Below are 13,294 nucleotides of genomic sequence, written 5' to 3'. Positions count from 1 at the left end.
TCGAGGTGCCGCAGGTCGAGCGCTGCGTAGAACTACCGATGCGCGCTGTGAAGAGCTTCGGCAACCTCGGTTGGGTGCAGCGTTTGGCTCTGGTGGTCCGCCGGATCGAACGGGGTCGAGGACGGTACCGGTGGCTCCTGGTGGTGCCGGCCGTCCTGGTCCTGGTCCTGACGGCTCGGGTCGTGTCGACCGACCCGGTCGGGTACGGCGTGCCGTTCTGGCCGTTCGCGAACGGCAGCGACCGCGTCGAACACCGCGTGATGGACGAGGTGACGACCACCGCTCGGGCGTTACGGCACCTCGAGGCGGTGCCTTCGGCGTTGGCCGCCGAGGGCGTCGAGGTGCTGGAGGCGCGGGTCGGCGTCGGCAACATGTGGATGCGGGTGCGCCTGCACGTGCCGGACGGGACCCGCTGCCGAGAGGTCTTCGTGCTGGGCGACACGGGCGTGCAGGTCAACTCACGTCGAGTGGACTGTTGAAGACCGAGCTGACCAGCCGAACCACCGCCGAGCCCGGAAGCCCGGCGGTGGCCGGAAGAAGAACCCGAAAGGGGCTCAGCCGGGTAGGCCGGAAGCCCGCCAGGCGCCGGGGCCGCGCGGCAGCGTGCGCCTGACCAGGCGCGACTTGTCCGCCCACGCCGAACGGCGCGGCTCGTCCCCAGGCGGTTCACCGTTGGCGGCCAGACCGGCCACGACCGCAGCCACCGCGGCCAGCTCCACGTCGTCCGGGTTGCCGCGCACCACCCGGAGGTGCGGTGCCCCGCTCACAGCGGGATGTTCCCGTGCTTCTTGGGCGGCAGCACCTCGCGTTTGTCGCGCAGCATCGCCAACGCGCGGGCGACGTAGGAGCGCGTGAAGGATGGAGGGATCACGCTGTCAACATAACCACGTTCCGCCGCCACGTACGGGTTGCAGAGCGTGTCCTCGTACTCCTGCTGCAAACGGGCCCGCAGCGCGTCCACGTCCTCGCCGGCGGCCAACGCGCTCGCCAACGTCTTGCGGTGCACGATGTTCGCCGCGCCCTGAGCGCCCATCACCGCGATCTGCGCCGTCGGCCACGCCAGGTTGATGTCCGCGCCCAGGTGCTTGGACCCCATCACGTCGTACGCGCCGCCGTACGCCTTCCGGGTGATCACGGTGACCAGCGGCACGGTCGCCTCGGCGTAGGCGTAGATCAGCTTCGCGCCGCGCCGGATGATGCCGTTCCACTCCTGGTCGGTGCCGGGCAGGAAGCCGGGCACGTCCACGAACGTCAGCACCGGGACGTTGAACGCGTCGCAGGTCCGCACGAACCGCGCGGCCTTCTCCGAGGCGTCGATGTCCAGGCAGCCCGCGAACTGGGTGGGCTGGTTGGCCACGATGCCCACCGAGTGGCCGTCGACCCGGCCGAACCCGACCAGGATGTTCGGCGCGAACAGCGGGTGGACCTCCAGGAACTCGCCCTCGTCCAGCACCCGGGTGATGACCTCGTGCATGTCGTACGGCTGGTTCGCCGAGTCCGGGATCAGCGTGTCCAGTTCGCGGTCCTCGTCGGTGATCGACTCCTCGACCGAGCCGTGCACCACGTCGTCCGGCGCGTCGAAGACGGGCGGCTCGGACATGTTGTTCGCGGGCAGGTAGGACAGCAGGTCCTTGACGTAGGAGATGGCGTCCTCCTCGTCACCCGCGAGGTAGTGCGCGTTGCCGGACTTGGTGTTGTGCGTGCGCCCGCCGCCCAGTTCCTCGAAGCCGACGTCCTCGCCGGTGACGGTCTTGATCACGTCCGGGCCGGTGATGAACATGTGCGAGGTCTGGTCGACCATGACGACGAAGTCGGTCAACGCGGGCGAGTAGACGTGCCCGCCCGCGTTCGCGCCCATGATCAGCGAGATCTGCGGGACGACGCCGGACGCGGCCACGTTGCGGCGGAAGATCTCGCCGTAGAGGCCGAGCGAGACGACACCCTCCTGGATGCGCGCGCCGCCGCCCTCGTTGATGCCGACGATCGGCCGGCCGGTCTTGATCGCCATGTCCATGACCTTGACGATCTTCTCGCCGTAGACCTCGCCGAGCGAGCCGCCGAAGACGGTGACGTCCTGGCTGAACACGCACACCGGGCGGCCGTCGACGGTGCCGTAGCCGGTCACCACGCCGTCGCCGTAGGGCTTGTTGCGCTCCTGGCCGAAGTTGGTCGAGCGGTGCCGTGCCAACTCGTCCAGCTCCACGAACGAGCCGGGGTCGAGCAGCAGCTCGATGCGCTCGCGGGCCGTTTTCTTGCCCTTGGCGTGCTGCTTCTCCACCATGCGCGCCGAGCCGGCGTGCACGGCCTCGTCGTTGCGCCGGTACAGGTCGGCCAGCTTCCCGGCGGTGGTGTGGACGTCCGGCTCCTCGCCGATGGGGGCGGTCGCACTGCTCATAGCGCGGCAGCTTAACCAGGTCGTCACAACACGGCCGGGGGTAGTAGCCCAGCTCACTGCGTGGCATCGACCGGGTGACCAACGTGACTTCGCGGGTGGTTGACCTCTAGTGCGGTGGAGGTTGCAGGCTTGATCACGGCGACCCGCCCCACCATCCACACCGCTCCGACAAAGCGCGTGGGGCGGGTCGCTTCTAACCTTCGGACCGTGACCCTCGACGCTGCGGCACTTCGCGACAAGCTCATCGGCCCCTACGCGGCTCTCGACGTCGTCGCCCACACCGGTTCCACCAACGCCGACCTGCGTGCCGCGGCGATCCGGGGCGCGCTCGACCGGACCGTCCTCATCGCCGAGCAGCAGACCGCCGGCCAGGGACGACGCGGCCGGGGCTGGGTGTCGCCGACCGGTGGCCTCTACCTGAGCGTCCTGTTCCGACCGAGCGGTGTGGCGCCGGGGCGGCTGCCGTGGTTGACGCTGCTCGCGGGGGTCGCGCTGGTCCGTACGGCGAAGAGCGTCGGCGTCGACGCGGCCCTGAAGTGGCCGAACGACCTGCTCATCGGTGACCGCAAGGCGGCAGGCGTGCTGGCCGACGTCACCGCGGGCGTGGTGCAGGCCGTGATCGTCGGCATCGGGCTCAACGTGGCCAGGCTGCCCGACGACGTCGAGCCCGGCGCGGGCGGCCTCATGCCGACCAGCCTCGAAGACCACGCCGGTCCGCTGGACCGCACGGAGGTCGCGATCACGCTGCTCAGCGAGTTGGCCGCGCTCGAAGCCCAGTGGCGGCGCGCGGGCGGTGACGACCCGTCGTTGCGCGAGGAGTACCGCAAGCACTGCGCCACGCTCGGCCGCCCGGTGCGGGTGGAGTTGGCCAAGGGCGAGGTGCTGCTCGGCACGGCCCGCTACCTGGAGTCCGACTGCACGCTCGTGGTGAGCGACGACGCGGGCACCGACCACTCGATTTCCGCCGGAGACGTGGTGCACCTGCGGGTACGGTGAGGCCTGCCCCAGTCCGAGGCCTGCCCAGCCACCGAAGGGACCGCCGTGGCCTACCCGGACGACCTGCTCAGCCCCAGCGAGCACGTCGTGATCCACAAGCACCCGCACTGGAAGATGCTGCTCGTCCCGGTGCTCGTGCTCCTCGTCGCGGTCGGCGGTGGCGCCTACCTCGCGGCGCTGGTGTCGGGGCAGACGTGGTCGTCGATCGCCTGGATCGCGCTCGCCGCCGTCGTCGTGGTGCTGGTCACCTGGCTGACCCTGGCGCCGGTGGTCCGCTGGCGCACCACGCACTTCATCGTCACCAGCGACCGGGTGATGTACCGGATCGGCGTGTTCAAGCGCACCGGCCTGGACATCCCGCTGGGCCGCATCAACAGCGTCCGCTTCGAGCACAGCCTGCTGGACCGGCTGCTCGGCTGCGGCACGCTGATCATCGAGTCGGCTTCGGACGAGCCGCTGGAGTTCGACGACATCCCGGGCGTGGAGAAGGTCCACTCGATGCTCTACCGGGAGATCAACGACAACCCCGAGGACGACCACCAGCCGGAGGGCAGGGTCATCGATGGGCGCGCGTGAAGCAGGCCTGCCGGAGACGGTCGGCGCGAACGGGCTCCCGGACCGCGTGACGATCTGGGAGGTCGGCCCGCGGGACGGTCTGCAGAACGAGTCCGAGGTGGTGCCGGTCGCCACCAAGCTGGAGTTCCTGGACCGGCTGGCCGACGCGGGCGGCACGGTGCTGGAGGCCACGAGTTTCGTGCACCCCAAGTGGGTGCCGCAGTTGGCGGACGCCGAGGAGCTGCTGGCCGGGCTGGTCCGGCGGCCCGGCGTGAGCTACCCGGTGCTGGTGCCCAACGAACGCGGGCTGGAGCGGGCGCTGCTGGCCGGCGTCGAGCACGTCGCGATCTTCGCCAGCGCCACCGAGACCTTCGCCCGGCGCAACCTGAACCGGTCGCTGGACGAGCAGTTCGCCATGTTCGACCCGGTCGTGTCCCGCGCCAAGGCCGAGGGCCTGCTGGTCCGCGGGTACGTGTCGATGTGCTTCGGCGACCCGTGGGAGGGCGCCGTGCCGCGTGATCAGGTCGTCGGCGTCGGCAAGCGGCTGCTGGACATGGGCTGCGACCAGCTGTCGTTGGGCGACACGATCGGCGTGGCCACGCCGGGCCAGGTGACGGCGCTGCTGGCGGGTTTCGACGGGGTGGACCGGCTGGCGGTGCACTTCCACGACACGTACGGGCAGGCGTTGGCGAACACGTTGGCCGCGTTGCAGGCGGGCGTGACCACGGTCGACTCGTCGGCGGGCGGCCTCGGCGGCTGCCCCTACGCGGAGTCCGCGACCGGCAACCTGGCGACCGAGGACCTGGTGTGGATGCTCGACGGGCTCGGTGTCGAACACGGCGTCGACCTGGACAAGCTCGCCGACACGAGTGCGTGGATGGCGGAGCGGCTGGGCCGGCCGAGCCCGTCGCGGGTGGTGCGGGCGTTGCGGGGGTAGTGGCGTGCGGGTCGTGGAGCTGACGGCCGAGACGTGGCCGCTGCTGGAGGAGCTGTTCGGGCCGAACGGCGCGCAGTCCGGCTGCTGGTGCACGTGGTTCCTCCAGACGAACGCCCAGATGCGCGACAACGGTTCGGCGGGCAACAAGGAGCTGCTGCGCGCCCGCGTCCGTTCCGAAGCGCCGGTCGGCCTGATCGCGGTCGACGACGACGAGCGGCCGGTCGGGTGGGTCGCGGTCGCGCCACGGCTGAGCTATTCGAGGTTGGCGCGCACCAAAGTGGCCGCCCCGGTGGACGACGACCTGACCGACGTGTGGTCGGTGGTCTGCTTCTTCATCCACCGCACCGCCCGCCGCCAGGGCTTGGGCGCGGTGTTGCTGGAGCACGCCGTGCGGTTCGCCCGCGAACACGGCGCGCGGTCCGTAGAGGGGTATCCCGTGGACACCGGCGGTGGGAAGAAGGGGTCCGGCGATCTTTACCACGGCACGTTGAGCATGTTCACCGACGCGGGTTTCGACGTGGTGGAACGGCGCGGCACGAACCGGGCACTCGTCCGTCTGGTGCCGTGATTCGCCGGGAACCGGGGGAACGGTCGTAACGTCCAACGCGCGACCGACGACCATGCCACCGCCGCCGGAGGCGGCAAATCGGACTGGCGACGGCGAAGACCGGAGGTGGCCGTGACGACCGATCACCGCGCCCAGGTGGACGAACTGCTCGCCGACTACCGGCGCAGTCGTGACCAGTTGGCGTCCGTGCAGCGCGACCTGGCCAGGGTGTCCGGGTCCGCCACCAGCCCGGACGGCTCCGTGACCGCCGTGGTCGACGCCAAGGGCACGCTCACCGACCTGGAGCTGAGCGACAACGCGTACCGGCTGCGGCCCACCCAGCTCGCCCAGCTGATCCTGCGCACCACGCAGGAGGCGGTGGCGAAGGCCGCCGAGGGCACCTACCGGACGTTGAGCCCGGTGCTGCCCGCCGGCACGGACCCCGAGGCGTTGTTGCGGGGCACCGCCGACCTCCGCCCGGAGGAGATCCAGCCCGAAGAGGTCCAGCCGCCGGAGCGACCTCGACGGCGTCCGGTCGTTGACGATGACGAGGACTTCGAGCAGCGCGACTGGCTCCAGACCGACGCCGCCGGCCCGAGCAGGACGAGCGCGAGGAGAACGAGATGAACGGCTTCAACACCGACCTCGCCCGCCTCGCCGAAGGGGCCGACGACTTCACCACGTTCGCCGAGCGCGCCGGGAAGATCGCGGGAGACCTGGGTGGCCTGCTGGACTCGCTGGGCGACTGCTGGGGCGGCGACGCGATCGGGCAGAGCTTCGCGGCGAGCCACGTGCAGCCGTCGGGTGACGTGCTGGGCGGGTTGAACGGGTTGAGCGCCGGGTTCGGGGGAGTCGGGCAGCGCTTCGCCGAGACCGCCCGCACGTACCGCGAAGTCGAAGAGGGCAACCGCAACGCGCTCGGCGCGATCTGACTCAGGGGGCCGTGATGGGGATCGAGCTGCCGGCCGAACTGGCCGAGGTCGCCGCGAAAGCCGGGGTGTCCTGGCCGCAGGCCGACGAGGACGCCCTCCGCACGTCCGCGACCGCTTGGCGGGAGGCGGGCACGAAGCTGTCCACGTTGGCGGGCGAGTCCGACGGTTCGGCGAGCAAGGCGTTGGCCGCCATGTCCGGGGCGACCGGTGAGTCGGCGCGCGGCCACTGGAGCAAGTTCACCGCGCCGGACGGCACGTTGAACTCGGTGGTGCGCGGCTGCAACGCGGCGGCCGACCGGTTGGACCACGCGGCCGAGCAGGTCGGCGCGGCCAAGGTCGAGCTGGTCCGCGAGCTGGTGAACCTGGCCAAGAACAACGACGCCGCGCAGCAGGCGGCTGGTGCGGGGCACCCGACCGCGTTGCTCGGGCTGGACACGGCGGTGCGCGGTGCGGCGGCGAACGTCGCCCACCTGACCGACACGTTGACCAGCGCGGTGCGGTTGGACAGCGGCGTGCAGATCGGCGGGCACCAGCCCCCGGTCAACGCCAACCCCGGCGTGCACGCGCCTGGTGACGCCGGCCCGGCGCAAGGTCCCGGCGCTGGTCAGGGGTCGGGTGGCTTGCTCGGTGGCGGTGGTCTGCTGGGTGGCGGTGGTCTGCTGGGTGGCGGGCCGAGCCAGGGCGGTGGGCTGCTGAACGGTCTGCTGCCCGGTGGGTCCGACGGCGGTGCCGCCGGTGGCGGCGGTGGCGTTCCAGGTGGGGTTCCCGGCGGCGTTCCCGCTGGTGGGGCTGCGCCTGGTGGTGGCCAGTCGGGTGGCTTGGTCGGTGGGCTCCTCGGTGCCGTGACGGACACGGTCGGCGCGGTGACCCAGCCGGTCGTGGAGACGGTCGGCGCGGTCGTGCCACCGGTCGCGGCCGTGGTGGAACCGGTGCTGGACACGGCCGGCGAGGTCGTGCAGGACGTCGGCGACACCGTCGACGACACGGTCGGCCGCACGGTTCAGGGTGCGGCGGACACGGTCCAAGGCGTTACCGACCCCGTGGCACCCGGACGTGACAACGCGCCCGGCCACGGCGGCACACCGCCCGGCCTGGGCAACCGGCTCGGTGACGTGGTGAACCCGGTCCTCGGTGCCGTCCCGGGCGCTGCGGCTCCGGTCGTGGACGCCGTCACCCGGACCGAGGGCACGGTCACCCAGTCGTCGGCGGCGGTTCTCGACCGTCCGCTGCTGCCCACCACCGATGCCCCGCACGCGCCCGCGCAACCTGCGGCTCCGGCCGCGAACCAGCCCGCGCCGCAGGGACCCAACTTCAGCGGCCCGTCTCTCGGTGGCGGACCCGCCGCTGCGGCCCCGGCTGCTGCGGCTGCTGCCGCCGTAGCGCAGAACCCGGCCGCGAATGCCGCCGCCAACGCCGCCGCGAACACCCAGGCCCCGGCTCAGCAGTCCGGTCAGCAGGCCGCGCAGAAGGCCGAGGCGCGTGCTGCCCAGGCCGCGCAAGCCGCACAGCCTCAGCCCGGTCAGGCACCGGCGGGTCAAGGGCAGTCCGGCCAAGGACAGTCGGGCCAGTCGGGCCAGAGCCAGTCGGGGCAGGGGCAGGGCGGCCAGGCCAAGGACGCCGGTGCCGGTCAGGCCAAGGGCGAGGCCGCCGCGAAGGCGGAGGGCCAGGCCAAGGCGGAAGGCCAGGCGAAGAGCGACGGTGCGGCGAAGGGCGAGGCTGCGGCCAAGGGCGAGGTCAAGGACGCCCAGCCGAAGGACCTCAAGGACGCCCTGGCGGCCATCGCCCAGCAGACCAAGGACGGCGACCTCGGTTTCGCGATCATCCCCGTCCCGGCCGGCGGTCGCGACACCATCGGCGGCTCGCCGCTGCTGTCCGGCCCGACGTCGGCGGTCCTGCCGACGGAAACGGCCGCCACCCCGCCGCCACCCCCGGTCAAGGCAGCGCAGACCGCGCAGCCGACCACCGAGGTGGCCGCGTTGTTCCTGCTGCACATGTTCCCCGGCGGGACGCTCCCGCAGCCCAGCACCAAGCCCGCCCGCCAGCTGCCGCCGCCGTCCGAGGACGAGACGTTCGCGGCAGGCCTCCGCTTCGAGCCGCAGGGGCACCCGGACGGCCACCTGGTGGACGCGTCCGCCCAATTCGGCCTGGACCTCCGGACCCCCGGCCAGGACGGGCTGCGGTCACGGCTCTCCGGCGCGGCTCCGACCACGGCTCAAGGTCCGGTGTCGACCGACCCGGTGCCCGCGCGCAACCGTCCGCGCCTCGTCCTCACGCCCGGCACGGCGCCCGACCCGGCGCTGCTCGACGGCTACGACCCGTTGGCGGGTATGCACGAACGTGACTGGGACCGCCGGTTCCTGGTCCGCGCCGACCCGCCCGAGTACGCCTGGCCGCCCGGTGAGCTGTTCCCCGAGGGTGGTTACGAGGCGGGCCAGGCCGGTGTGCTCGCCGTCGGCGTGGAGCTGGACCGGTTCGGCGCGCCGGAAGGCCGGGTGCTGTCCCAGCTCGGCACCGCGTACTCCGCACGTTCGCTGCCGCCCGCGCTGGTGGACGCCGGCTACCACCGCTACCGGGTGGTCAAGGTCCTGCCGGTGTGGTTCACGCTGTCCGCCGAGTGGTTCGGACAGCCCGGCGGCGGCGTCCGGTTCCGCACCACCTACCCGGTCGCCGACCTGCTCGCGCTGGGCTACCTGGAGGAGATGGGATGAACGCCGAGTCGATCCAGGGTTGGCTGCTGGCCGTGGGCGTGCCCGCCGAGGTCGTGTCGATCGGGGCGGAAGCCGACAACACGTGGTGCCTGCTGCCCACCGAGGAGGGCTTCGAGGTCTTCTGGCGCGAGCAGGGCAACCGGTACGACTGGGCGGCGTTCACCAGCGAGGACGTCGCCTGCCACTACCTGTTCGGCCGGCTGGTGTGGGCGCAGGTCGTGCGCGGCGCGGTCGGGGTGCTGCCCCAACCAGAGGCCACCCAGTCGGATGCCGCACAGCCAGAGGCCACCCAGCCAGAGGTCGCACAGTCACAGGCCACACGACCGGAGACGGCGCCTACCGAGGCGTGAGGTCGGTCCGCCAGGACACGCCCACCACGTCCTCGGCCTTCGGCACGGGCAGGAACACGGCGAACGTCGCGGGCCGGGCGGCGGACAGCTCCAGCCGCCCGCCGTCGGCGTCCACCAGGGCCCGCGCCAACGCCAGCCCGACGCCGGTGGACCCGCCGCCGGACACACCGCGTTCGAAGATGTGGTGCGCCAACTCGTCCGGCACGCCCGCGCCGCCGTCCGCGACCTCGACCACCACCGTGCCGTCATCACGGCGCGCGGAGACGACGACCTGACCTTCACCGTGCCGCAGGGCGTTGTCCAGCAGCACGCCGATCGCCTCGCGCAGCCGTGCGGGCGTGGCGCGCGCCAGCAGACCGTCCGGCACCTTCACCCGCAGCGCGCGCCCGACACTGCGCAGCGGTTCACGCCACTCCTCGGTGATGGCCGACAACTCCGCGCCGAGGTCGAGCGGTTCGGCGCCGACCGCGCGGGCGGCCCGAGCGGCGGCCAGCATCTCGTTGAGCACTTCCGCCAGCCGTTCGGCCTGCTCCAACGCGGCCCGCGCCTCGACGGCCATGTCCGGCTCCGGGTGCAGGGACAACGCCTCCAGGCGCAGCTGCAACGCGGTCAGCCTGCTGCGCAGCTGGTGCGAGACGTCACCGACCAGCTCCCGTTCCCGCTGCACGAGCTCCGCCAACGCGCCCGCCGACTTGTCCAGCGCGTCCGCCACCAGGTCCAGCTCCGGCACGCCGTGCCGCCGTTCGTCCACCCGGAAGTCACCCGCGCCCAGCCGGGCGGCCCGCGCCGCGACGTGCCGCAACGGCTTGGCGAGCTTGCGCGCCGTCACCGTGGCCACCACCGTGCCGGTGCTCACCGACAGCACGACCAGCAGCACCACCAGCGCCGCGACCTGGTACTGCGCGGTGTGCATCGGGGCCGACGACACCTCCAGCCGCACCGTGCCCTGCTGCGCGATCGGCACCTCGACCGCCAACGGGTCGGGGCCGGGTGTCTTGCCGAACTCGTGCGTCCCGCTGGACGACGTGACCACGAGGTGCCCGCCCTCGGGCACGCCCACCTCGACCGGTCCGAGGTCGATCGGCCGGCCGCCGGCGATCTGGTCGTCGATGGACGCGGCGATCCGCTGCGCCCGCGCGGCCAGGTCGGTGCGCGCGCCGTCGTCCACCAGCCGGAGTGCCGTGTAGCCGAGGGGTATGCCCAGGGCGAACCCGGTGACCGCGACGGCGAGCAGGATGGCCCGCAGGATCCGGCTGCGCATCAGTCGGCGGTGTTGAAGCGGAAGCCGACGCCGCGCACGGTCGCGATGCGGCGCTCCACCGAGCGGGCGTCACCGAGCTTCCGGCGCAGCCAGGACATGTGCATGTCGAGCGTCTTGCTGCTCTTGAGCTCCGGGTCGTTCCAGACCTCGGACAGGATCTCGTCGCGGTGCACCACCTGGCCCGCGCGTTGGATCAGCACGCGCAGCAGCTCGAACTCCTTGTTCGCCAGCTGCACCTCCAGCCCGTCCACGGTGACGCGGCGGGCGGCGAGGTCCATGCGCACGCCGTTGACCTCCAACGTGCCGGGGGCGCGGCGGCGGAGCAGGGCGCGGATGCGGGCCATCAGCTCGGCCAGCCGGAACGGCTTGGCCACGTAGTCGTCCGCGCCCGCGTCGAGCCCGACGACGAAGTCGACCTCGTCGGAACGGGCGGTGAGCATCAGCACCGGGATGCCCCGCCCGCCCGCGCGCAGCCGCCGGCACACCTCCAGCCCGTCCATCCCGGGCAGGCCGAGGTCGAGCACCAGGAGGTCGATGCCGCCGTGCGCGGCGGCGTCCAACGCGCCCGGACCGTCGCCGACCACGAGCACCTGGTACCCCTCCCGCTGCAGCGCACGGGACAGCGGTTCCGCGATAGCCGGATCGTCCTCGGCCAACAAGACCACGCTCACGTCGCCAAGCGTAGGCGTGGCACGATCCGTTTCGTGTCAGACCTACGTGCCGATTTGTCCCTTGCCCTCCGCTTGGCCGACGAGGCCGACAAGATCACCACCGCGCGGTTCCGCGCGCGGGACCTCGTGGTGGAGCGCAAGCCCGACCGCACACCGGTGACGGACGCGGACGTGGCGGTCGAGGACGCGATCCGCGCCGTGCTCGCGGTCGAGGCGCCGGAAGACCAGGTCGCGGGCGAGGAGCGGGGCGGCACGGCGGGCGCCGGGCGGGCGTGGGTGGTCGACCCGATCGACGGCACGAAGAACTTCCTGCGCGGCTTGCCCGTGTGGGCGACGTTGATCGCGCTGGTAGCGGACGGTGTGCCGGTCGTCGGTGTGGTCAGCGCGCCCGCGTTGGGCCGCCGTTGGTGGGCTTCGACGGGTGGCGGAGCACACACCTCGGACGCGTCGGGCGAGCGGGCGATCAGCGTGTCCGGCGTGCGCGACCTGTCCGACGCCTACCTGTCCACCACGCACCTGGGCACGTGGGTCGAGTACCACTCCCGCGAGGCGTACCTGGCGCTGGTCGACGCGTGCTGGGAGAACCGGGCGTTCGGCGACTTCTGGCAGCACTGCCTGGTCGCGGAGGGCGCGATCGACGTGGCCGCCGAGCCGATCGTGAACCCGTGGGACGTGGCGCCGTTCCAGGTGCTGGTGACGGAGGCCGGTGGCCGGTTCAGCGACCTCGGCGGCGTGGAGCGCTTCGACGGCGGCAACGTGCTGTCGAGCAACGGGCACCTGCACGACGCGGCGCTGAAGGTGCTCGGCCAGGGCCGCTGAAACCGGTCAGGAGCGGCCGAGCGCTTCCTCGTCGTCCGGGCGGTCGTAAGCCCTGGTCACGCGGCGCGGCCGGAAGTCGGCCTCGGGGAAGACCCACTTCTTGTAGGCCCACCAGCGGAACGCCATGGCGATCAGGATGCCGATGATCTGCGCGCTGACGAAGTCGGCGATCTCCTCGCCGAGCCTGCTCACGTTCGGCTCCTGGAAGTGCAGCACGTACCGCGACACCCACAGCGGCAGCGAGTTGAGCGCGATGCCGATGCCGTTGACGAGGAAGAACAGCGCCGCCTCGTGGCGGCGTTCACGTCCGCCCCTGGTCTTGAACGACCACTCGCGGTTGAGCACGTACGACACGATGGTGGCCACCAGCGTCGCCACGATCTTCGCGGTGACCGGGTGCTCGCTCAGCACGAGCGTCTTGAGGCCGAGGAAGATGGCCGTGTCGATCACGAAGCAGGTGCCGCCGACCAGGGCGAACTTCAGCAGTTCTCTGTGCTTGAGGGCCAGCGAGCGCAGCGGTTCGGGCAGGCGGAGGACGACGTTTTCGACTACGGACACCCTGGCAGTGTACGGAAACGGGTGAAAAGGCCTGTTCAGGCGACTTCGCGTTGCTCCGCGACGACGTGCAGCGGCTCCACCGACGGCCGCGCGTCGGCCTCGGGGAACACGAACTTCCGCATCGCCCAGAACTTGAACCCGGTGGCCAGGAGCATCCCGATCACCGACCCGCTGGCGAAGTCCGCGATCTCCGAGTGCAGGTCGAACACGTGCCGCGAGACGTACAGCGGCAGCAGGTTCACCCCGATACCCATGCCGCTGACCAGGAAGAACAGCGCTGCCTCGTGATGCCGCTCACGGCCGCCGCGGGTGTGGAACGACCACTCCCGGCTCAGCACGTACGACGAGATGACCGCCACCAGCACCGCGATGGCCTTGGCCGTGACGACCTTGTCCTGCAGGACGGTCAGCTTCAGCGCGTACCAGACACCGTTGTCGATCACGAAGGTCGTGCCGCCGACGACGGCGAACCGGATCAGCTCACGGTGCTTGTTGATCAGGAAGCGGACCGGTTCCGGTAGGAGGCCCAAAACCCTGCGCACGAGTGGCAGCACCGGGGCAGGCT

15 protein-coding genes and 1 pseudogene are annotated in these 13,294 nt (G+C 71.8%); 10 read left to right on the top strand and 6 right to left on the bottom strand.

What is annotated here, in order from left to right:
• Positions 1-38 precede the first annotated feature (38 nt).
• Positions 39-479, top strand: coding sequence for a hypothetical protein (locus FM051_RS17625; protein ID WP_158844341.1), 441 nt, complete (start codon positions 39-41; stop codon positions 477-479).
• A 75-nt stretch (positions 480-554) separates the two neighbouring features.
• On the opposite strand, the gene FM051_RS17620 is transcribed toward FM051_RS17625, so the two are convergent.
• A complete protein-coding gene (locus FM051_RS17620) occupies positions 555-767 on the bottom strand; it encodes an acyl-CoA carboxylase subunit epsilon (RefSeq protein WP_158844339.1) in 213 nt (70 codons plus the stop codon).
• Positions 764-2,395, bottom strand: coding sequence for an acyl-CoA carboxylase subunit beta (locus tag FM051_RS17615; RefSeq protein WP_158844337.1), 1,632 nt, complete (start codon positions 2,393-2,395; stop codon positions 764-766). Before FM051_RS17615 ends, FM051_RS17620 begins: the two co-directional genes overlap by 4 nt.
• Before the next feature lie 207 nt (positions 2,396-2,602).
• On the opposite strand from FM051_RS17615, the gene FM051_RS17610 reads away from it, so the two are divergent.
• The 8 genes and pseudogenes from FM051_RS17610 to FM051_RS17575 form a co-directional block, all read left to right on the top strand.
• Positions 2,603-3,391, top strand: a complete 789-nt coding sequence (locus tag FM051_RS17610) for a biotin--[acetyl-CoA-carboxylase] ligase (protein ID WP_158844335.1) — start codon at positions 2,603-2,605, stop codon at positions 3,389-3,391.
• A 45-nt stretch (positions 3,392-3,436) separates the two neighbouring features.
• Entirely contained in the window at positions 3,437-3,967 is a 531-nt protein-coding gene (locus FM051_RS17605; protein ID WP_158844333.1) for a PH domain-containing protein, read from the top strand.
• The gene (locus FM051_RS17600; protein WP_158844331.1) at positions 3,954-4,883 is read left to right on the top strand and encodes a hydroxymethylglutaryl-CoA lyase; all 930 of its coding nucleotides are present in this window, start codon (positions 3,954-3,956) and stop codon (positions 4,881-4,883) included. The genes FM051_RS17605 and FM051_RS17600 overlap by 14 nt, the downstream gene beginning before the upstream one ends.
• A gap of 4 nt (positions 4,884-4,887) precedes the next feature.
• Positions 4,888-5,451 carry a GNAT family N-acetyltransferase gene (locus FM051_RS17595; protein ID WP_238412463.1) on the top strand — a complete coding sequence of 188 codons (564 nt, stop codon included), beginning with the start codon at positions 4,888-4,890 and terminating at the stop codon, positions 5,449-5,451.
• Positions 5,452-5,562: 111 nt separating this feature from the next.
• On the top strand, positions 5,563-6,057 hold the full coding sequence (locus tag FM051_RS17590; RefSeq protein WP_158844327.1) for a YbaB/EbfC family nucleoid-associated protein: 495 nt from the start codon (positions 5,563-5,565) through the stop codon (positions 6,055-6,057).
• Positions 6,054-6,362 carry a WXG100 family type VII secretion target gene (locus FM051_RS17585; protein ID WP_158844325.1) on the top strand — a complete coding sequence of 103 codons (309 nt, stop codon included), beginning with the start codon at positions 6,054-6,056 and terminating at the stop codon, positions 6,360-6,362. Before FM051_RS17590 ends, FM051_RS17585 begins: the two co-directional genes overlap by 4 nt.
• A 14-nt stretch (positions 6,363-6,376) precedes the next feature.
• A complete protein-coding gene (locus FM051_RS53180; protein WP_158844323.1) occupies positions 6,377-9,070 on the top strand; it encodes a TNT domain-containing protein in 2,694 nt (897 codons plus the stop codon).
• A pseudogene (locus FM051_RS17575) lies at positions 9,067-9,315 on the top strand (hypothetical protein); the annotation flags it as partial. The gene FM051_RS53180 and the pseudogene FM051_RS17575, both read left to right, overlap by 4 nt.
• A gap of 91 nt (positions 9,316-9,406) precedes the next feature.
• Here the strand turns inward: FM051_RS17575 and FM051_RS17570 are convergent.
• Together FM051_RS17570 and FM051_RS17565 are read right to left on the bottom strand one after the other, a co-directional pair.
• The gene (locus FM051_RS17570; RefSeq protein ID WP_158844321.1) at positions 9,407-10,681 is read right to left on the bottom strand and encodes an ATP-binding protein; all 1,275 of its coding nucleotides are present in this window, start codon (positions 10,679-10,681) and stop codon (positions 9,407-9,409) included.
• Positions 10,681-11,352 (bottom strand): response regulator transcription factor, encoded by a 672-nt coding sequence (locus FM051_RS17565; protein ID WP_158844319.1) that lies wholly within the window; start codon positions 11,350-11,352, stop codon positions 10,681-10,683. The genes FM051_RS17570 and FM051_RS17565 overlap by 1 nt, the downstream gene beginning before the upstream one ends.
• A 33-nt stretch (positions 11,353-11,385) precedes the next feature.
• Between FM051_RS17565 and hisN the strand changes: the two genes are divergently transcribed.
• A complete protein-coding gene (hisN, locus tag FM051_RS17560) occupies positions 11,386-12,171 on the top strand; it encodes a histidinol-phosphatase (protein ID WP_158844317.1) in 786 nt (261 codons plus the stop codon).
• A 6-nt stretch (positions 12,172-12,177) separates the two neighbouring features.
• On the opposite strand, the gene FM051_RS17555 is transcribed toward hisN, so the two are convergent.
• Both FM051_RS17555 and FM051_RS17550 read right to left on the bottom strand, forming a co-directional pair.
• Positions 12,178-12,729, bottom strand: coding sequence for a GtrA family protein (locus FM051_RS17555; RefSeq protein WP_158844315.1), 552 nt, complete (start codon positions 12,727-12,729; stop codon positions 12,178-12,180).
• 35 nt (positions 12,730-12,764) lie between these two features.
• Positions 12,765-13,280 (bottom strand): GtrA family protein, encoded by a 516-nt coding sequence (locus tag FM051_RS17550; RefSeq protein WP_202918914.1) that lies wholly within the window; start codon positions 13,278-13,280, stop codon positions 12,765-12,767.
• Between the last annotated feature and the right edge of the window lie 14 nt (positions 13,281-13,294).

The organism is Saccharothrix deserti, assembly GCF_009769385.1.
In the GTDB taxonomy this organism is placed as follows: Bacteria; Actinomycetota; Actinomycetes; order Mycobacteriales; family Pseudonocardiaceae; genus Actinosynnema; species Actinosynnema deserti.
The sequence above is the reverse complement of the archived record's forward strand: the minus strand, read 5'-3'. Positions and strand labels throughout refer to the sequence as shown.